19 protein-coding genes are annotated in these 18276 nt (G+C 44.4%); 8 read left to right on the top strand and 11 right to left on the bottom strand.

What is annotated here, in order from left to right; genetic code table 11:
- Positions 1-182: 182 nt before the first annotated feature.
- Entirely contained in the window at positions 183-785 is a 603-nt protein-coding gene (locus tag BCV39_RS03690) for a 2OG-Fe(II) oxygenase (RefSeq protein ID WP_048669551.1), read from the bottom strand.
- A gap of 386 nt (positions 786-1171) precedes the next feature.
- Here BCV39_RS03690 and BCV39_RS03695 point away from each other — a divergent pair, with 386 nt between their 5' ends.
- Positions 1172-1960, top strand: a complete 789-nt coding sequence (locus BCV39_RS03695; protein ID WP_102431337.1) for an MBL fold metallo-hydrolase — start codon at positions 1172-1174, stop codon at positions 1958-1960.
- Between the two features lie 129 nt (positions 1961-2089).
- Here BCV39_RS03695 and BCV39_RS03700 read toward each other — a convergent pair whose 3' ends face one another.
- Positions 2090-2518 carry a RimK/LysX family protein gene (locus tag BCV39_RS03700; protein WP_048661634.1) on the bottom strand — a complete coding sequence of 143 codons (429 nt, stop codon included), beginning with the start codon at positions 2516-2518 and terminating at the stop codon, positions 2090-2092.
- A 32-nt stretch (positions 2519-2550) separates the two neighbouring features.
- On the bottom strand, positions 2551-3456 hold the full coding sequence (gene rimK, locus BCV39_RS03705; RefSeq protein WP_019824669.1) for a 30S ribosomal protein S6--L-glutamate ligase: 906 nt from the start codon (positions 3454-3456) through the stop codon (positions 2551-2553).
- 603 nt (positions 3457-4059) lie between these two features.
- Between rimK and BCV39_RS03710 the strand changes: the two genes are divergently transcribed.
- Positions 4060-5844, top strand: coding sequence for an SgrR family transcriptional regulator (locus BCV39_RS03710; protein ID WP_102431338.1), 1785 nt, complete (start codon positions 4060-4062; stop codon positions 5842-5844).
- Between the two features lie 130 nt (positions 5845-5974).
- On the opposite strand, the gene BCV39_RS03715 is transcribed toward BCV39_RS03710, so the two are convergent.
- Positions 5975-6400 (bottom strand): MarR family winged helix-turn-helix transcriptional regulator, encoded by a 426-nt coding sequence (locus BCV39_RS03715; RefSeq protein ID WP_048661636.1) that lies wholly within the window; start codon positions 6398-6400, stop codon positions 5975-5977.
- Between the two features lie 103 nt (positions 6401-6503).
- Between BCV39_RS03715 and BCV39_RS03720 the strand changes: the two genes are divergently transcribed.
- From BCV39_RS03720 to BCV39_RS03730, 3 genes are all read left to right on the top strand, one after another.
- Positions 6504-6809: a DUF3861 domain-containing protein gene (locus BCV39_RS03720; protein WP_048661639.1), complete on the top strand. Its 306-nt coding sequence runs from the start codon at positions 6504-6506 to the stop codon at positions 6807-6809.
- 205 nt (positions 6810-7014) lie between these two features.
- The gene (locus BCV39_RS03725) at positions 7015-7797 is read left to right on the top strand and encodes a hydratase (RefSeq protein ID WP_102431339.1); all 783 of its coding nucleotides are present in this window, start codon (positions 7015-7017) and stop codon (positions 7795-7797) included.
- Positions 7798-8033: 236 nt separating this feature from the next.
- On the top strand, positions 8034-9392 hold the full coding sequence (locus tag BCV39_RS03730; protein ID WP_102431340.1) for a Na+/H+ antiporter NhaC family protein: 1359 nt from the start codon (positions 8034-8036) through the stop codon (positions 9390-9392).
- A 130-nt stretch (positions 9393-9522) separates the two neighbouring features.
- Here BCV39_RS03730 and BCV39_RS03735 read toward each other — a convergent pair whose 3' ends face one another.
- Positions 9523-10083 carry a cysteine hydrolase family protein gene (locus BCV39_RS03735; protein WP_048663280.1) on the bottom strand — a complete coding sequence of 187 codons (561 nt, stop codon included), beginning with the start codon at positions 10081-10083 and terminating at the stop codon, positions 9523-9525.
- Between the two features lie 90 nt (positions 10084-10173).
- Here BCV39_RS03735 and BCV39_RS03740 point away from each other — a divergent pair, with 90 nt between their 5' ends.
- Positions 10174-11106, top strand: a complete 933-nt coding sequence (locus BCV39_RS03740) for a helix-turn-helix domain-containing protein (protein ID WP_102431351.1) — start codon at positions 10174-10176, stop codon at positions 11104-11106.
- Positions 11107-11212: 106 nt separating this feature from the next.
- Positions 11213-12283: an AraC family transcriptional regulator gene (locus BCV39_RS03745; protein WP_102431341.1), complete on the top strand. Its 1071-nt coding sequence runs from the start codon at positions 11213-11215 to the stop codon at positions 12281-12283.
- Between the two features lie 19 nt (positions 12284-12302).
- On the opposite strand, the gene BCV39_RS03750 is transcribed toward BCV39_RS03745, so the two are convergent.
- The 3 genes from BCV39_RS03750 to BCV39_RS03760 all read right to left on the bottom strand — a co-directional run bounded on the left by BCV39_RS03750 (position 12303) and on the right by BCV39_RS03760 (position 15689).
- Positions 12303-13316 (bottom strand): alpha/beta hydrolase, encoded by a 1014-nt coding sequence (locus BCV39_RS03750; protein WP_102431342.1) that lies wholly within the window; start codon positions 13314-13316, stop codon positions 12303-12305.
- Positions 13317-13439: 123 nt separating this feature from the next.
- Positions 13440-13820 (bottom strand): hypothetical protein, encoded by a 381-nt coding sequence (locus BCV39_RS03755; protein WP_102431343.1) that lies wholly within the window; start codon positions 13818-13820, stop codon positions 13440-13442.
- A 156-nt stretch (positions 13821-13976) separates the two neighbouring features.
- The gene (locus tag BCV39_RS03760; RefSeq protein WP_102431344.1) at positions 13977-15689 is read right to left on the bottom strand and encodes an RluA family pseudouridine synthase; all 1713 of its coding nucleotides are present in this window, start codon (positions 15687-15689) and stop codon (positions 13977-13979) included.
- A 291-nt stretch (positions 15690-15980) separates the two neighbouring features.
- On the opposite strand from BCV39_RS03760, the gene BCV39_RS03765 reads away from it, so the two are divergent.
- A complete protein-coding gene (locus BCV39_RS03765; RefSeq protein ID WP_102431345.1) occupies positions 15981-16433 on the top strand; it encodes an NUDIX domain-containing protein in 453 nt (150 codons plus the stop codon).
- A gap of 17 nt (positions 16434-16450) precedes the next feature.
- Here BCV39_RS03765 and BCV39_RS03770 read toward each other — a convergent pair whose 3' ends face one another.
- From BCV39_RS03770 to BCV39_RS03780, 3 genes are all read right to left on the bottom strand, one after another.
- Positions 16451-16876: a bifunctional diaminohydroxyphosphoribosylaminopyrimidine deaminase/5-amino-6-(5-phosphoribosylamino)uracil reductase RibD gene (locus tag BCV39_RS03770; protein ID WP_102431346.1), complete on the bottom strand. Its 426-nt coding sequence runs from the start codon at positions 16874-16876 to the stop codon at positions 16451-16453.
- Positions 16877-17047: 171 nt separating this feature from the next.
- Positions 17048-17602 (bottom strand): nucleotidyltransferase family protein, encoded by a 555-nt coding sequence (locus BCV39_RS03775; RefSeq protein ID WP_102431347.1) that lies wholly within the window; start codon positions 17600-17602, stop codon positions 17048-17050.
- Complete coding sequence (locus tag BCV39_RS03780) at positions 17602-17889, bottom strand: antibiotic biosynthesis monooxygenase (RefSeq protein ID WP_102431348.1); 288 nt, start codon at positions 17887-17889, stop codon at positions 17602-17604. The genes BCV39_RS03775 and BCV39_RS03780 overlap by 1 nt, the downstream gene beginning before the upstream one ends.
- Between the last annotated feature and the right edge of the window lie 387 nt (positions 17890-18276).

An 18276-nucleotide genomic window follows, 5' to 3' on the forward strand; every position in this document is an offset into this window, starting at 1 on the left:
CACTGATATGAAAGATTCATTTCGATTTCATTTAAGAGAAAAGTTATTGATAGTTTTGATATTTACTGTGTGCGGTTTTTAAGAGGTTTGTTGTTCAATGCTCGCTCAATATTTGTTCAATAAAAAAGCCTCTCGAAGGAGAGGCTTTGAATAAGCTAGAGCTTGTAAAAATCAGCTCAGTTCTAGTGTGCGATATCGAGTTGGTTGTCTTTCACGCCGTTAATGCGGAACCAACCTGCAATACTGAATCGCTCTGTGTTTGTCGGCAGTACCTCATGTGGGAACTGTTCAGACAGGAACACGAATAAGCGGCCTGACTTTGGTGGAATGGTCGCTATGTGGTTGTCTTTTAGATCGTAAACCACAAGTTCACCAGCATCTTCTTCTGTCCACTCATCATTCATATAGAACACGGTAGTCAGGCGGCGGTTTTCATTGCCTTTGAAGCAGTCTAAGTGCTTTTGGTAAAAGTCGCCTTTTTCGTATTTAGCAAAGTGCGCTTCGTACTCGAACAGACCCAAAAAGAACGCTTGGTTTGCTTCTAAACGAATTTGCTCCATTTTGTCTAGGAACAGAGAAGCTGGCTCGCCCATGTCGCGGCGCACCCATTGAATCTTGTCACTACGAATGGTCGACTCTCGCGTTACTTCATCGTTACGGCCAATCCTAGCCTTTTTCCAGTTCTCTGGAATGCAATCCCTCAATGCCACTACTTCTTCATGCGTTAAGAAGTCATCCCAAACAAAGTAACCTTGGGTAGAAAGAGCATCGATTAATTGGTTCATGTATAGCACTCAGACAATAAATTAGAAGCGCATATATAGTCCTAATAACTTAGGTCAACAAATCGCGTATTTTGTCGTCACGATAAATGGTGCTGAATACTTGAGTTGTATGGCTTATAGAGCAAGGTTTACGGCAATGCAGGCATTCAATAATGCTGAAAATATCGGATTAAATTGATGCTTATCTTTGGAATGTGTACTCATTGTTCTGAGTTGAATGGGATTTGAGTAACATTGGATTTGAGTAAGTTAGTGGATATCAATAGAAATCTTGATTGGAGCTCTCTTTCTAGTTTTAGATTTTGGATTTTAACAAAATGATCACAATTCAAGTTGGATTTGCTATTGTATAGGTCTGACCAGTTGTTTTATCACAAGGAGCGGTTTTGCAGCTGCATACCATTAAAGGTTACATCCAAGACATGTACTTGGTGGAGTATCCAGACAAATTACTGTTACTTGATGGCGCATGTCGAGCCGACATCCCCCATTTGAAAACTTTTATCGAAACCGAGCTTCTGCGTGATTTTTCCGATCTACACACGGTTGTGGTTACACACATGCATCCCGATCACGCAGGGGCCGCGCACAAGCTCAGAAAGCTAACGAACTGTAACTTGGTGGCAGCAAACCGAGACAAAGACTGGTATCACGGTATTGATGGTATCTTGATGCATTTGACGGATCTGGCGCTGGCACGATGGATGGCGAATCGCTTAGGGAAGCCTAAAGCAAACCTATGGTATTCGAGAAAGTTAAAGCCGGACTACAAGCTGTCGGATGGTGAGAGTATTCCGGGTTTTGATGACTGGTTGGTTCTAGAAACGCCGGGGCACACTGACCGAGATCTTTCGGTTTATTGTCCATCTCACAGCGTTGCCTATGTGGCAGACTTAATGGTGGAAGTGAAAAAGAAACTGATTCCGCCTTTCCCTATATTTCACCCTAACAAGTACCGAGCGTCAGTATCTCGTATCTATGAGATGCAGCTTGATACCTTGCTGGTGGCGCATGGTGGCCAAGTCGATTTCAGTCAGAAAGCTTTTGAACATCTGTTAATGAGTGCGCCAAGAAGGCCTGTTACACATTGGCGAGTGACAAAAGTTAAAACCAAGAAATTGTTGTTATCGATTTGGCGATTTGGTTTTCAATCTCATGGTAAATCTAAGAAATAGATAAGCTCAAAGTAAGATCGGCAACTCGAAATTAAAGAATAGAACGCAATAAGGCCAGTCATGAGACTGGCCTTATATCGTTGTGACTAACTTTAGCTATAACCTGTGGAGCGGTTACGATGACTCGGATTAGTGAGTCAGCAGGAATTCACCCGCTGGATCAACAATCACTTTGTCACTCATGCCTTGACGACCAAGCAACATCATATAAGTCATATCTTGACGGTTGCTTAGCGTGATATCGATAGGCCATTCCTGACCACCCATTTTTAGCATGGTTTCAATCACACAACGGTGTTCAACTTCACCGTTAGATGATTTGATTTTCTTACTTGTTTTCAGCTTCGCTTTGCAGCGCACAGTCTCTTCTAGGTGGTACACATCTGGATGAAGATCGAATTCCACGAAGTTCTCACCGTCTGTTTTTACACATAGTAGATTGTCTACGTGTAGAGAAGAGGTTTTAGCCCCTGTATCAACACGTGTATGTAGTCCAGTTATCCCTAACTCTGGTAAGCAAAGTGCTTCAGTATTCCCTATGATCATTTTATTGTTCATATCATTTCCAATCATGAGTTAACGGTGTTAAATCAGCCTTTGCCACGAGTACGGTTAGCGTTTGGTTTTGCATTTTTCTCGATGAATTCGAAAATCATGTCTGCTACATCTTTACCTGTCGCTTTCTCGATACCTTCTAGGCCAGGAGAAGAGTTCACTTCCATTACAACAGGGCCATTCTTAGATTGTAGAATATCAACACCACATAGGTTTAAACCCATGATTTTCGCAGCATTGATTGCTGTAGCGCGCTCTTCTTTGGTTAGTTTAACCAGTTGAGCTGTACCGCCACGGTGCAGGTTAGAGCGGAATTCACCCTCACCAGCTTGACGCTTCATCGCTGCAATTACTTTGTTGCCAACAACAAAACAACGGATGTCTGCGCCATTTGCTTCTTCAATGAACTCTTGAACCAAGATGTTCGCTTTTAGGCCCATGAATGCTTCGATAACGCTTTCTGCTGCTTTATTTGTTTCAGCCAGAACCACGCCGATACCTTGAGTACCTTCAAGAAGCTTGATCACTAGTGGCGCGCCACCTACGTTTTTGATCAAGTCTTGAATCTTGTCTGGGCGGCTAGCGAAACCTGTTTTTGGTAAGCCAATACCTTTGCGAGACAACAGTTGTAGTGAGCGCAGTTTGTCGCGAGAACGACTGATTGCTACTGACTCATTGATACAAAAAGTGCCCATCATTTCGAATTGGCGAACAACCGCAGTTCCGTAAAAGGTAATGGAAGCGCCAATACGTGGAATAACAGCATCGTATTGAGGTAGCTCTTCACCCATGTAGCGAATCTTCGGATTGTTACTCGCGATATCTATATCACAGTGCAGCGTGTCGATAACATCGACCTGGTGACCACGTGCTTCTCCAGCCGCTTTTAAGCGAGAAGTAGAGTATAGATTTTCGTTGCGAGAAAGAATTGCGATACGCATGGCGTTTCCTTAGTTAATACCTGATTGGTAACTGCAAATAAATTAGTTGTTAGCTGAGCTTTCAGTTTTTTCTGAGGCTCCTTGCTTGCTTCGGGGCGAACCTTAAGGCTTTTCGCTTAACTAAGAAAACGAATTAAATTTGTCGAGTCGACAACAGAAATTTATCGAATGTGTGAGTGATTGGTACAGCTGGGTTGAGAGGGGATTTGGAATGGAAAAGCGAGTTGAGACCTAACTCATATTGGGGGTAGGAGCATATTAGGTTGTGCTCAACTCGCGTTAACTCGGTGCTAAAAAGTGTACTAATAACGCCAGTTACATAGCTCTATAAGTGTTCGTAGTGCTTCTCTTTCGAGCTTGCTACAGGTGCTTTTTAACTTATTAAGATAGTATTTTCTCATGATGATTACTTCTCTTGTATTAGGCTTTGGTGGGAACTCAACATTCCCTGCTGACCCATTAATTATGGTTGTTTAATAGGAAGTAATAAACAGATGGGTTTTTAATAGGGTGTTCCTGTTTTTGACTTTTATCGTCACTCAAAGACAAATGTGTTTTATAATCGGCTTTATGAGGAAGGGTTATTTCTAAAAGGTTCATTATTTGTCTGATCTAAACATGATGCGTTACTACACTCGGCTGGATTCGTTCGAGCCAAACATCTCACATTCGGTGACTTTGACTGAGGTGGCAGACAAGCTGTTTACCAGTTTGCGCCATGCACGAACCTTACTCGGCAAGATGCATCAGGCTGAATGGGTGGTGTGGGAGCCAAAAGTCGGCAGGAATCAACGTTCTAACCTGACATTGCGCTTTAGCAATCAACAACTGACTCAACATGTTGCCAGCAAGCTGATAGAGCAGGGCAAGTACGAAAAAGCGCTCTCTATTTTGGATAATGACCGCGCAGTGTTTGGCTCTCTTCTCCAAGAAACATCCGGTGCGACGATGCGCGAAGGGCTGCTGCACGTTCAATTAACCTATAAACGTAAGTTTGAAGACCTGTTTCCACACCATATTCACCGCAGCAGCGAACGATTTTTGATCAGACAAGTATTCAGTTGCCTCGTCACTTGTAATGGTAAGGGCGAGTTGAAGCCTGAGCTAGCGCACCATTGGGAATATGATGCTGAGAAGTTAGTTTGGACTTTCTATTTGCGCCCAGGACTAACCTTCCACGATGGCCAACCTGTTGATGCTAAACAGTTAGTCTCGCTGTTTTCAGCCTTGCAAACCTTACCTTTCTATCAAACAGAGTTAGCTCATGTTGCTTCGGTTTACAGTGAGCAGCCGTTAAGGATCAGCTTCCAACTCACTAAAGCTGACACCGGCTTCGCAGGCTTGTTGGCTGGCGTTAAGTATTCAATTCAACCCGCAGCGCAAGTGACCCGTGAGCCGTCACCATTAAGCTCTGTGCCTCACACGGTAGTAGGCACTGGCCCATTCAAAGTGGTCGAAACCAATAATGAACGCATCAAACTCGCCGCATTTGAGCACTATTATGGTTGTCGCTCGTTAACCGATGAAGTGACCATTTGGCAGTTTGAGGAATCAATGACGGGCACTGCTCGTTTCGATGATAGCCAAATGCACGTATCGCCTTATGAAGATTCGTCTTGTTTTCACCAGTTAGGGAAAAGTGACGTAGAACTCGTTTCTGCAGATACAGACGGCCTTCGTAGCCGAGTCGAGGATGGATGCCTGTTTATCCTATTTAATCAGAACTCAGCGGCAACTCCGCTTAATAATGAGCAGCGCAAATACCTTTCAGAACTGACCAACCCACAAGCGATTTTGTCTCAGTTGGAACATAACAAGGGTTTGTTTAGCGTCTCTTTAGCTCAAAACATACTGCCAAGTTGGCAGAAATTGTATCGAACGCCTTCGAAAGAGGCTCAACTTCCGAAAAGAATGAGCATTGCGGTTTATGACTATTATGCGTTGTACCGATGTGCGATTTGCGTATCCGACATACTCAAACGATATGGCGTGGAAGTTGAGGTCAATACCTACAGCTTTCGCGAACTGGCGCTGCTCTCCCAGAGTGGCGAGTTAAAGGAGGATCTGGTGCTGTGTAACCTGAATCTCGATGATAATGCCCCGTCTTCGCTATTTTCGTGGATGATGAACGATCCTGTTTTGCACTCTGCTTTAGGAGAGATGAACAGCGACTGGCTTAAACAGCGCTTGGATAGTCATAAAGCATCCGTTGAACTGCCTAATTACTTGGCAGAGCTAGAACCTATCGCGTCTACTCTGATCTCAGATTATTGGTTAGTGCCTATGTTCCATCACTTGCAGACCGTTCGTTTCCAAGGGATTCTGAAAAACGTCGCCATCACCAACTGGGGATGGCCCGACTTCAAGAATGTATGGTCTGCTGATTAATTTCTTAACGAGTAGGATAAAGCGTTTTCAAAGTCGATTTTGGCATACTGATATGTAGGTAAAACCAAATTCTACAAAAAACGCCACCGAGTATTTGATTCGATGGCGCTTTTTCGTTTTATTTTGAAAATCAGTTCTCTAAGTTTTGCGCCATTTTTTTTGCAATTTTTCTGAATTGCTCTAACTCATCTTCAGCCATGCCTTTGGTCATTCTCTTCAGCATGTCTCGATCTATATCCGAAACTTTACTCATGACCTCTTGACCCTTATTGGTCAGAATCAATAACTGGCTGCGCTTGTCTTCTGGATTTGGAGACTTCTTCACAAGCTCTTGATTGATCAGTGCATTAACTAATCTCGTGACCTGCGCTTTATCGCGGTTTAAGTAGTGCGCGATATCGATAGCCGTACATGGAGATTTCTTAGTAATGATCTTCATGACACGAATGTTCATGGGTGCGATCTCAGAATCCAAGCTCTCAATCTGTTCACTCATTTGACGTTTCAAAGAGTGTACTAAACGAAAGATAGACTCTAACGATGTGTTATCAGACATAAACGATCCTTAGAAATATAGTTGACACTGTCAACTATTGTATTTATGGTTGATATTGTCAACTTAATTGTTCGTAAATTCAAGTTAGGAGACAGTAATGACGATGCAAACAATCACAGGCAAACACAATCACTACCGTATCACTATCGAAGAAGTGAACATCAAGGAAGATCGTGAACTGCAAACCATGCAGTTTGAAATTGAAGACAGAGAAAACATGTTCGCGATTGTAGAGAAGATCAAGCAGGACAGTGGCCTAGATGAGCAATCCGCAACGAGACTAGGTGTAAGTATTCGCTTACTGGGACCGTTGATGATGCAAGATAGAAAACACCCTCTGTTTATTGATTTCATGCCTCACTTCAGAAATTTCATGCAAAATCTTAAGAAGACGTTAAAAGGCGAGTAGCGTTTCTTCAACAATGACACATTCAACAAGCCAGTCAACCGATCATCAGGTGCTGGCTTTTCTTTTGATATATTGACTTAGCGGTATGTGTTTACTTGCGGTACATGTGACAATAAGCCTTTGAACACTTTACGGTGAAACCATCGTATGAGTGATGCAATTACCTAAACCTATTTCCAATCGTTCTAAATTTAAACGGTATATTATGACAAGTGTATTTGAGCAGGCGGCTAAAGAGTTATTAAGCCGTCGCACCGCGGGAACTAAAGCGCCAAGATTAATCGAACAATATCGCCCAACCAGTTTAGATGATGCGTTAGCCATTCAAGAATCAATGATTGAAATTCGTGCAGATAGAGTGGGGGGCTGGAAGTGTCTGTTACCTCTTGCAGAAAATAAATTTATCGTAGCGCCTATTTTCACTGACAACGTACAGCAAGGTGAAGTTTGTGAATTGTTCGCAGACACAAGCTCAGTGCTAGGCAAAGAGGTAGCCCGAGTAGAACCAGAAATCGCTTTTGTACTGACTAAGCCTTTGCCTGCGAACTTAAATGGTTACAGTGAAGCACAAATCAATGATGCAATTGGCTCTTGCCATATGGCACTTGAGTTAATTCAATCTCGCTTTGCCGATGGAATTGGTGCGGAGTTTTACGAAGTTTTAGCCGATTGCTTGGCAAACCAAGGCCTGTTTCTTGGTCCTGAAATAGAGAAAGATAAAGCGTTTACTGCTGCTAAGGTCGAAGTGGCTATAACCCAAGCTGGAAAAGTTCAGGCATTTTCTGGCACTCACCCTAACGCATTAGCTCAAAACCCTGTCTACTGGTTGATCGATACGATGACCAAGCGTGGAATCAGTTTTGAAGCGGGCGAGGCGATTATTACAGGGTCTTACTGTGGTGTGGTTGAGCTTGACTTCGACGAGCTAACAACCGTTGCTTATGATGGTATCGGAGAGTACCACGTGACTTTCACACAAAAGCGCTAAGCTATTTATAAGCTCTATTCATTAAGAAAGCAGCTCTCTAGAACTCTGCTTTGCGTATTGGTAATTTATTCTCGAAGGGCTATTTACTGGTGAGTAAATAGCCTTTTCTATTATGTGATGCTCAATAAGGTTCTTATTACTTTGCATTAAATTGGGCGTTTAGACGTCTAGACGTTGACAAGCTCTAAGTGTGACATTAGTCTGCTCCCCTTCCTGTTCTATAGCGTTGTCGTTCCATGTCCAATTCGAAAAATTCTAATGCGGTAATTGCCCCTTCGGCAGTTGCGCTTATCCCTCTGATCGTGTTCCTTGCGCTGTTTATTGGCGTAGGTACGTACTTGTCACTGCAAGGCGTCGATTTTGCTTTCTATCAGCTCCCAGCTCCGATTGCGGCTTTGCCTGCAGTGATGCTGGCGTTGTTGTTAAGCAAAGATAAATTGAACCGTGCTATCGAACAGTTCTTAAGTGGAGTAGGCCACAAAGACATTATCGCAATGTGTATGATCTACCTACTGGCGGGTGCTTTTGCGGCCGTGGCTAAAGCTTCTGGTGGTGTTGATGCAACGGTAAACCTTGGTTTGTCGGCGATCCCGACGAGCATGATCCTACCGGGTATCTTCCTTATTTCTGCTTTCATTGCGACCGCAATGGGCACATCTATGGGTACTATCGCTGCGGTTGCCCCTGTGGCACTAGGCATTGCTGACTCAGCTGGCATGAGCATTCCTCTAACCGCTGGTGTGGTGCTAAGTGGCGCTATGTTTGGTGACAACCTTTCAATCATCTCTGATACTACGATTGCCGCGACACGCTCGCAAGGCTGTGAGATGAGAGACAAGTTTAAAGAGAACATCCGCATTGCACTTCCTGCTGCACTTATCGCGATTGTTATCTTTGCTTTCAACAGCACGGCAACTCAAGTTCCTGAAACAGGCCCAATTGAATGGCTGAAAGTCCTGCCGTACATCACTATCCTAATTCTTGCGGTATCAGGCATGAACGTATTCGTTGTGTTGACGATCGGTATCTTGCTGGCGGGTGGTGTGAGTTTAGGCTCTGTTGAGAACTACGGCTTGACGGATTACGCTCAAGACATCTACGCAGGCTTTGGCAACATGCAAGAGATCTTCTTACTGTCGATGCTGATTGGTGGTTTGAGTGAGCTGATGCGTCGCCAAGGTGGATTAGCGTTTCTGACTAACCTAGTGAGCGGTTTGATTCGTGCGTTTGGTTCTTCACACTCTAAGCAAGCAAATGGCCGTGCGAGTGAGCTAGGTATTGCTGGCTTGGTATCAATGGTTAACATGTGTACTGCAAACAACACCGTTGCGATTATTGTATCTGGTAGTGTGGCTCGCCAACTGGCGGAAGAGAACAACGTGTCTCCGCGTCGTTCGGCAAGTTTGTTGGATATCTTCTCTTGTGTGATTCAAGGTGTGTTGCCTTATGGTGCTCAGGTATTGCTATTAGGTTCTGTGTTCAACCTATCTCCGCTAGAGATTGTTTCTAACTCGTACTACTGTTTTGCACTGGCTATCGTGGCTGTTGTTGCTGTGTTTATCAAACACCCAGCACGCCAAGTGGCTCAAGCTTAGTAATACAAGTGGCTCAAGCTTAGTAATAATTGACCAAACTGAGCTATCACAGGCTCTAATAAGAAGGCTCCTTAATAGGAGCCTTTTTTTGTGTTTGTAATGAACAGACTAGAAAATCTAGGCTTCCTTGTTAAAGAAGACTTTCAAGCTCACTGGCCGTTGCGACATTGCAGTAACCAAAGCCAAGCGCAGCCATGAAAGCTGCATGGACATGCGCAGCTGGAACCTCAACACCGTTGAATTCCATATCTAACGTAGTACAAGCATCATGTGCTACGTGGCATTCATAGCCAAAATCGGTTGCTGCACGAGTCACAGCATCAATACACATGTGGCTCATTGCGCCAACGATGATCAGTTTCTTAATGCCTTGATCTTTTAGTACCTTGTTCAGTTTAGTATCTCTAAAGCTATTTATTTGATGCTTTACGATAACAGGTTCACCTTCTAGAGGAGCCACGCTGTTATGGATTTGAGCACCATCAGAATTTGGTAAGAAGAAGGGTGCTTCGTTGGTTGGAAACTCATGGCGCACATGAACGATTGGCAGTTTTTTATTGCGGAATGTCTTGAGTAATTGCGCGCCTTTTTCTGCCGATTTTTCTGTTTCAGAGAGTGCCCATTTCGCACCTTCGTATGAAGGGAAGTAGTCGTTTTGGAAATCAATAAGTAGTAGTGCAGTATTGCTCATAATCCATACCTTTGTTGTTAATGTCTTGTGGTGTGGGGCTATTATGACTACTCTGTGTTTTTTTAATGAACGTCAAAAATGACAGACTATATGGCAATAGTGACAAAATCAGTAAAGGTTGAAATTATCGATTACCCAGGCTCTCTGCAGAGCGCTGTGTTTGGCGTGAAAGAGTTTCTGCAGATGGCAAATTCTCTTGAACCTTCGACTGAGAAGATTCAATTCAACGTTCAGATCCAAGCGTATGACAGTGTTAGCGTATCAAACGCCGATGTCATCATACTCCCACCGAATTTAGATGGTTGTTACTATCTAGAGCCGAATGACACCTTGCTTGAATACCTGATTGAGGCTCACCAAAGGGGAGCGATACTTTGCTCAGCTTGCGCAGGCGTGTTCATTTTGGCAAAAACAGGTTTGTTAGAAGGGCGAACCGTGACCACGCACTGGCAAGCACAGCAGAAGTTTACGGAGCTTTACCCACAGATCGCAGTCGATATCGACAAAATCTTGATTGATGATGCGGATGTGATGACCGCTGGTGGTTTGATGTCGTGGATGGATTTGGCTCTGTTTATCCTAACCAAATACACAACGCCGACCAATACTCGTAATCTAGGTAAATACCTCGTGCTTGATACGGGGTTGAGAGAACAACGCTACTATCAGAGCTTTGTGCCAAACTATGCTCACGGCAATGACAAGATTGTATCGGTGCAGCGTTTTATTCAAAGGAACCATCACCTTTCGTTGTCTCTTGATCAATTGGCTGAAGAAGCGTTTATGACGCGAAGAACCTTTATTCGTCAATTTACCAAAGCGACCAGCTACACGCCGATCAATTATATCCAACATGTGCGTGTTCAAAGTGCATGTGAGTTATTGGAAAGCTCCCATAAATCGGTTGAGCAGATCAGTTACCTAGTTGGCTATGAGGACGTAAACAGCTTTCGAAAAGTCTTCATGAAAATCGTTGGCTTAACACCATCAAGATTTCGTTCTAGATTTCTCTCTGAGGAATGATTTACCATAGATTGATATTCAATATCTATCACTGGTTCGCTCAGTTACTTCGCTAATGAAGTGCTTGAAGCGGAGTGATATTTTCTCGAACTCAAACGGACTATTGATGCTTGCCATTCCTTTACCATTTGTCGCAGCGCTGTTGTTATTGATGACAGGTGTGCTGCTTCGATGCCGTTACCCACAAACCAGTCAAAAGCCATTTTGGTTTATCATTCTGTGCGCGTTAATGGTTACGGTAGTAGGCCTGCGATGGACGTTTGATATTGAGTTGTTTCGCTTCTTACAACCCATTCTCGGTGCCTGTGTTCCTGTGGCGGCTTGGCTCTGTTTCTCGGGAGCTCATCGAAGCCAATCCAGTACACATTTGCATTGGCTAGGTCCGATTGCTGTTTTAGTTGGCTCACTTTTTTATGTGCATCTCTGGGCGGGAACTCTTGATGTATTGCTGATCTTGCTCTATCTCGGTTATGGTGTCTTGCTGCTGAAGTCGTCGCTGCGAGTGCCGGAACAAGTGCGGCTAACCGATATCTCGAAAGTGTTGGTTGCTGAACGGGTTGCAGGTGTAATGCTACTATTCTCCGCTTTGGTCGACAGTGTGCTCTCTTACGATATCTTGCAGTTGAATGCGCAGCACACCAATCTGATCTTATCGATTAGCTACCTTGTTCTTATTCCAGCCATTGTGTCCGCTGTGATGGTGGTCAGTATTAGCACGCCTGCCGAAGAAAAAACCAAGCAAGTGCAGGCTTTACCTTCTATGTCACAACGCTCTCCAGAAGAGGTCGATACATCGACCACACTAGCGAGCAGCTTAGATGACGACCAAGCTGAAGAAACCGCGCAGATCATGGCTAAGTTCGATGCATTAATGAGGGATCATCAATTATTTAAAGATCCTGATCTGTCTCTCAATCGCTTGGCACGAAAGCTAGGCATTCCTGCTCGCAAGATATCGTCTGCGGTTAATCAAACTCACCAAGAGAACATTTCGAAGGTGATTAACGCCTATCGGATTGAGCACGCTAAGACTCTCCTGATGCAAAGTGATGAAGCGATAACTGACATCTTCTTTAGTTCCGGCTTTCAGACCAAGTCCAATTTCAATCGCGAGTTTTCAAGGATAACTGGGCAAACTCCGAGTGAGTATCGAAGTTCGCCACAAGTGTTAGATTGAGTGTGTTTGCTTCCGTTTATCAATTCAGAAAGCTAATGATGTCATTTAAGATCAATTGATGTAGCTGGTCGCGTGATGTACCAATGCCATCTTTACAAATAATGCCATCTCCTGGCACTTCTTCATTCAGCATGGCTATAGCACCGGGTTTACAGCTTTGAATGAAGCTGAAATGGGTGGCTTTCTCATAGACTTTGTAGCGTCTTGAGTTCAGTGGCATGTGCTCAGCAATATAGCCAGACTCCGATGCCTGGGGGAGATCTCCTATATCTATCCCGGCCGCCAGTATCAAGGCTGGTACATTGATGCCTTTTAAGCTATTGGCTGAAAAGCTGCGAGCAAGCCCCAGGTCAAGGCTAACGACACGTTGAATCCGAGGATCTGAAAGGTCTTTTGGGTCAGGCTCTTCATCTTGGACTTTGTCTAGCCCTAGCTCTTTAGCAAGCCCACAAGTTCGTGGGTTAGGGTAGTTGAGACAATTCGCCTCAAAGGTTGGTCTATCCATTTTCGCTCCCGCCAGTTGCATCACCGTCCAACCACCTAATGAATGCCCGATTGCGCTAACATTGTCGGCGCTAGCAGACTGCTTCCACGGGGCTTCGGATAACAAGTAGTCCAGAATACGTGATACATCTCGTGGTCTTTCCCACCATTTTGCTGCTTGCTTTGGGGAGTGGTCGAAAGAGGTGGTTCCCGGATGGTCAGTGGCCGCTACGATATAACCTTGACTCGCTAGTTTGGTCGCCAGCCAGTTTTGATTGCGCCAGTTTCCTCGGTAGCCGTGCGACAGCAGTATTACTGGAAAAGTGCCAGGTTGAATGTTTGCATATTTGATGACTTGTGTGCCGATGAAGACGGGGTTATCGCCAATTAAGGCTACGCCTGATGTATCTCTTGTGGGATACCAAATGGCAGTATTTAGCGGGCGATTAGGATCGTCATTTACGGTGACTTGAGTGAATCCGACGCCGGAAGCGATGGCTGAACTGCAAAGGAAAAGTAGGGATGTGAACAGTAAATGTGTGTATTTCATGGTTTTAACTCCAATTGGGTAAGTGGAGTTAATATGCGCTAAGGCTAAGTATCACGAGACCTCAAACACGATCGAGGACGCCCTAAATCGTGTTTGAGTACCGAACCTAGCGGCCTAGCCTGGTTACCTGCCTCTAAGGCGTTTTTCTACTAGGCCGTTTCTTTCTAAACCACGTCTTACGCTGCTGCATAGCTTGCCAAAGCGGCGCAGTTCTTCGAAATTTGGCCCTTGGCCAATTGAAATACTATGTTCCCAGTACATTAACTCACTGTCGACCATCTCTAGTAGTTTCTTAGAGCAACCAGAGCAGTTACCTTTTGGACCACAGATAAACGTCTCCGATTCGTAAAGTGGGAGCTCGTTTTTAACTTCTTCAATTAAGTTAAGCATTGCCGAGTTCAAGTCTGGCTTTTTGGGTGTAAGTGGCTTCAAGCTTGGTGCTTGAGTCGCAATTAATGGGGAAGTCAGTTTGTTAGGTTGTAAGTTCAAAGCAGCTGATGACATATCAAAGGCCTCAAGGAGAGAAGAAGGTGGGCATGCTACTCTTCACAACAAAGTGAATCTTGATGTAGTGCAATAAGCGCGGATATATACCCAAAAGAGGTAGGAGCCACAAGCGTTGTGGCTCCTTTCATTAAGACTCGTTATTAATGAGATATTTTAGAATTCGGCGTCGAACTGAAACTCCATCCACTCTTTGGTCACCGGGTGGTGCAGCGCAAGTCTTTCCGCGTGTAAGTGCAATCGGTCGGCTTTATTGCCATATAGGCCATCACCGACGATAGGCATGTTAAGGCCTTCTTCATGTGAACAGTGAACACGCAACTGGTGTGTACGCCCTGTTTTAGGGTGCAGGTAAACCTTAGTGGTTTGCTCGTTTCGCTCAATCACTTCCCATTTGGTTTCTGCAGGCTTGCCGTGTTCGAAGCAGACAATCTGACGAGGGCGGTCATACAAATCACCACGCAATGGCAGTCGAACATAGCCTTCATCTTCTGCTAGAACGCCTTCAATCATTGCCACGTATCGCTTCTCGACTTCACGAGTAATGAACTGCTTCTGCAAGCTCTTGTTCGCACGTCGTGTGAGAGCGAAAATTAGAATACCCGAGGTTGCCATGTCTAAGCGGTGAATAACAAATGGTCCTTCAACGTCGGGATGCATTTCTTGAACGCGTGTGTAGGCGGAATCTTTGATGGTTTTACCCGGCACGGATAGAAAACCTGCCGGCTTGTGTATTACAACGATGTGCTCATCTTGGAACAGAATATCCAGCTCTTTGCCTTCAGCAGGGTTCTCTAGCAATGGGTTTGGATCGACTTCTAGACCTTTCATCATATGGCCTAAAATCGGTACACACTTACTTTGGCAAGAGGCGTAGTATTTCTTGTGCTTTCGGATTTCAGATTTCGGTGAACGACCCCACCAAAATTCAGCCAATGCCAATGGTGTGTAACCATTTAAGTACGCGTATTGCAGCAATTTAGGCGCAGCGCATTCGCCAGAGCCTGCTGGTGGTATCTTGTTTGGCGTGTTTTCAAAGATCTGGTTAAGGTCTTCAACGTTTCCTTCCGCATTTTGGAAAGCGTATTGTGAAAACAGCTTGTGTTGAAGCTGATGAGAAATGTGTGCTCTTTGCTCTTTTAGCTCAGCCAGTTGAGTTGTGAAAACATCAACTTTAGCCTGCAATACTTGCAGGGTCTGTTCCCAGTTGAGTTTTAGGTACTTCTGCTGGTTCTTGTCGGCAACACTGGCCTTGTTTAACTCATTGTTCAATTGCTCGAAGGCTTGCTCATCAAGGTTTTCTTTACCTTGTTCACGTTGTTCTTTACGCGTTTTTCGGCCTTCAATAATCAATAGACGTTGAGCTTCAATTTCTTGCTCAGCTTGCGTTTTTTTCTGCGCCAGTTGCTCGCACAACTCAAGGTATTCTGCGTTAGCTTGTAGTGCTTTGAATTTTGCATTCACAGCCATCATGTCGGCAGTATCTTGATGGAAAAAACTGTCGCTGCTTAGCATGTCAAATACTGGTGGCACAAAGTGGGGCAATAGGTTCTGGTCTGCGATTTTTCCGGAGAAAGCAGAAAAGTAACCAAGCTCACCTTCAGGGCTTTTAACCAGCAACACACCAAACATTTTGCCGCGACCTTCATCAGAATCCAGCCCGAAGTCGTGTTGCCAGTCGGTTTGTGTTTCTAGATGCTGTTGAAGCTGATGAGATGCGATTTCACACAGTGGGTGTGGTTCGTAGTAGAACGGGAATGTGAAACGCTCAGGCAACGAATATGACTCGATCGGCTGTTGAAAACGAGTGAAGCAATGCTCAGGTGTGTGGCTGTTTTCTGAGTCGTGCGTTGGTTTTGATGAGTGCATAGTCGTATTAATACTTATATCGTGGTGATAAATGGTTGTGAGTCTACTGTGTATGTTTAGAGACGTTAAACACAGTACAAGGCGGCGATTCTACTCTTTATCGAAAAGCGCCTCAAATAAGAAATGGTTCTATTATTGGATAGCCAAGCGAGACGGTTAACACTGAACTCATGAGTTATGGCTTGAACGCCATTAATTGATGAGTAACTTCTCGTTTTTAATCATAGAAGACAATTTAACAAACGAAGGGTGTTAGCCTTGCCGCCCTCTTATGAAAACTAAGGTAACGTTATGATTCCACTCAATACTTCCATTGTCTCCGGTGTCGCTATTTCAGAGATCGACGGACAAATGAAAATGCTACTAATGAAGCGTGTGAAGGGCGAGTTTTGGTGCCATGTCGCAGGTTCGATTGAAGCGGGTGAAACAGGCTGGCAGGCTATCGTGCGTGAGTTTGAAGAAGAGACCCAAATTGAAGTAGAAGCTTTGTATAACGCGCAGTTTCTAGAGCAGTTTTACGAGGCGCACGTGAATGTGATTCAACTAATCCCTGTGTTTGCAGTGCTATGCCCGCCCAACCAAGCGATTGAACTGAATGACGAGCATACCGAGTACCGTTGGTGCAATCTAGAAGAGGCAAAAGCATTAGCGCCATTCCCTAACCAACATGCGGTCTACAATCATATCTGGTCGTATTTTGTCGACAAACCAGTCAATCCGCTTTACCGAGTAAAATTGAATTAATACTGGCTGTTTAAGGTCTAGGACTTACCAAGGTAAGGGGTTAAAAAAGCGCTCACTTGTGTTTGGCATAACCCCACATCCACCTTCACGCCGTGTGATTCAAGGATCGCAACACCACGACCATTATTACGAGGATCTGGGTCTAGCATCGCCACTATTACGTGTTTTACACCGGCTTTAACCAATGTATTGGCGCAAGCGGGTGTTCTGCCGACAAATGAACATGGCTCTAATGTCACGTAAGCGGTAACCCCTTCCATTATTCCATCATAGCTATTCAGTGCTTCAACCTCGGCGTGGTTTCCGCCGACTTTTTGAGTGTACCCAACAGACACCACCTTATCGTTCTTCACCAAAACGCAGCCTACTGGTGGGTTTGGTTGGCAATCAGGTAAGGCTTGGCGCGAAACTTCAAGCGCTCGCAGCATGTATTGTTGGTTCATGGTCGTTACTCTGTATGACGAGAAGGCGCAGCAGTTAGTTGCCACGCGTGGTTGATGAGTTGATTAGTGACTGACTTACTAAGCTACTAAGTTAGTCAGCTAACAAGTGGGGCATGGTCGATCTGATTGGACTTTTAGTCAATGGTTTTAGCGCTTGAATTCGAAAGCTAGTTAACGGTGACTAATCGTTAACTTAGGCCACTGGGTCAGCCAGTTCTTGGATTGTACTCTTTGCTCAAAGATATCTCGGCTACGCTTTGGGTTGGGGGTGACTTTTAAACCAAACAAGCTCTCTAAACCAAACGCCGAAATGCACTCGATATCCCCAGTGAGGCTCTGTTTTATGGCGACTGCGGTTTCTTTCTCTGGCCAATAACTCATCGCATCCAATGAGCTTTGGTAAGGTTTGTCGCCATTTCTAGTGTGCATGCAGGCTTGATTGCGAACTTGCCAATTCAGTTCGGGTAACCGTTGTTTAAGCAGAGCCTCGTATCTAAGATCCGATTCGTAGGAAGTATCAATGGGATCAAAGTAGATCACATCAATATCATTGAGTGGGGTCGGGGAGGTATAACCATGTAGGTGATCCCAAACGAGGTTTCTCACAAAGCCCGCAGCGACATAACACTGCGGTAAATCCAACTGAGATACACAGTCTATAACCTGCATTCGCAAGGGATCTTGTTTGATCAATGTGATGATGTGGTTGGCTAGTGGATGTATCATTATGATGTCGGAACATCGGTGACTTGGTAATGACGCGTCACGTTCTGGGAGATTTCACCCCATTTCGAGGCTTTTACTCGCTGTTGATGCGCTTCGAATGCTTCTTGGCTAGTGAATTCTTCATACACTTCAAAGCGATTAGGTTGAAGGGTGCTTTGACTGACTCGAAACACGATACAACCAGCTTCTTCCAGTGTCAGTTCTTTGTGCGCAACCAAGGCTTGTGTGACGGCTTCTAGGTCGTTGTCTGGCACTAGAATATGCCCTTGCAGAATTACTTTACTCATAATTACGTCCATTTAATTTTATTCACTACGGCTTTTTTCTATCAAAAGCTCTATCCGTTACAAACATAATCCCATTTTGATGTTGTGACGTATAGGCTGATGTGGCGATTATTTGTTCATATTGAATGTGGGATTTGTTACATCGTAACTTTAAGGGCAATATGATTAATAAAAGATAAGACACTGGAACTAAATTCGCGTTGGTCCGGTCTATTAAATTAGTATCATTGAACTGTATTGATACTGAAATGAATTTGTCATCTGAGAGAACTAACCTTAATTTTGAACAGCGGCTCATAGGATTGAATTGAGCCATAGTTGATATCTGGGTCATACTTTGATGTAAATGGTACTCAAAACTCTATATATTTTGTGATTTGTATCATT

This window comes from Vibrio sp. 10N.286.55.E10 (assembly GCF_002872555.1).
Classification (GTDB): domain Bacteria; phylum Pseudomonadota; class Gammaproteobacteria; order Enterobacterales; family Vibrionaceae; genus Vibrio; species Vibrio crassostreae.

Excerpts from the sequence above, each read along its gene's own strand:
- BCV39_RS03745 (WP_102431341.1), top strand. The coding sequence starts at position 11,213 with ATGCTTGCCATTCCTTTACCATTTGTCGCAGCGCTGTTGTTATTGATG.
- BCV39_RS03770 (WP_102431346.1), bottom strand. The coding sequence starts at position 16,876 with ATGAACCAACAATACATGCTGCGAGCGCTTGAAGTTTCGCGCCAAGCC.
- BCV39_RS03715 (WP_048661636.1), bottom strand. The coding sequence starts at position 6,400 with ATGTCTGATAACACATCGTTAGAGTCTATCTTTCGTTTAGTACACTCT.
- BCV39_RS03775 (WP_102431347.1), bottom strand. The coding sequence starts at position 17,602 with ATGATACATCCACTAGCCAACCACATCATCACATTGATCAAACAAGAT.
- BCV39_RS03780 (WP_102431348.1), bottom strand. The coding sequence starts at position 17,889 with ATGAGTAAAGTAATTCTGCAAGGGCATATTCTAGTGCCAGACAACGAC.
- rimK (WP_019824669.1), bottom strand. The coding sequence starts at position 3,456 with ATGCGTATCGCAATTCTTTCTCGCAACGAAAATCTATACTCTACTTCT.
- BCV39_RS03690 (WP_048669551.1), bottom strand. The coding sequence starts at position 785 with ATGAACCAATTAATCGATGCTCTTTCTACCCAAGGTTACTTTGTTTGG.
- BCV39_RS03755 (WP_102431343.1), bottom strand. The coding sequence starts at position 13,820 with ATGTCATCAGCTGCTTTGAACTTACAACCTAACAAACTGACTTCCCCA.
- BCV39_RS03720 (WP_048661639.1), top strand. The coding sequence starts at position 6,504 with ATGCAAACAATCACAGGCAAACACAATCACTACCGTATCACTATCGAA.
- BCV39_RS03725 (WP_102431339.1), top strand. The coding sequence starts at position 7,015 with ATGACAAGTGTATTTGAGCAGGCGGCTAAAGAGTTATTAAGCCGTCGC.
- BCV39_RS03700 (WP_048661634.1), bottom strand. The coding sequence starts at position 2,518 with ATGAACAATAAAATGATCATAGGGAATACTGAAGCACTTTGCTTACCA.
- BCV39_RS03765 (WP_102431345.1), top strand. The coding sequence starts at position 15,981 with ATGATTCCACTCAATACTTCCATTGTCTCCGGTGTCGCTATTTCAGAG.
- BCV39_RS03760 (WP_102431344.1), bottom strand. The coding sequence starts at position 15,689 with ATGCACTCATCAAAACCAACGCACGACTCAGAAAACAGCCACACACCT.
- BCV39_RS03730 (WP_102431340.1), top strand. The coding sequence starts at position 8,034 with ATGTCCAATTCGAAAAATTCTAATGCGGTAATTGCCCCTTCGGCAGTT.
- BCV39_RS03740 (WP_102431351.1), top strand. The coding sequence starts at position 10,174 with ATGGCAATAGTGACAAAATCAGTAAAGGTTGAAATTATCGATTACCCA.
- BCV39_RS03735 (WP_048663280.1), bottom strand. The coding sequence starts at position 10,083 with ATGAGCAATACTGCACTACTACTTATTGATTTCCAAAACGACTACTTC.
- BCV39_RS03750 (WP_102431342.1), bottom strand. The coding sequence starts at position 13,316 with ATGAAATACACACATTTACTGTTCACATCCCTACTTTTCCTTTGCAGT.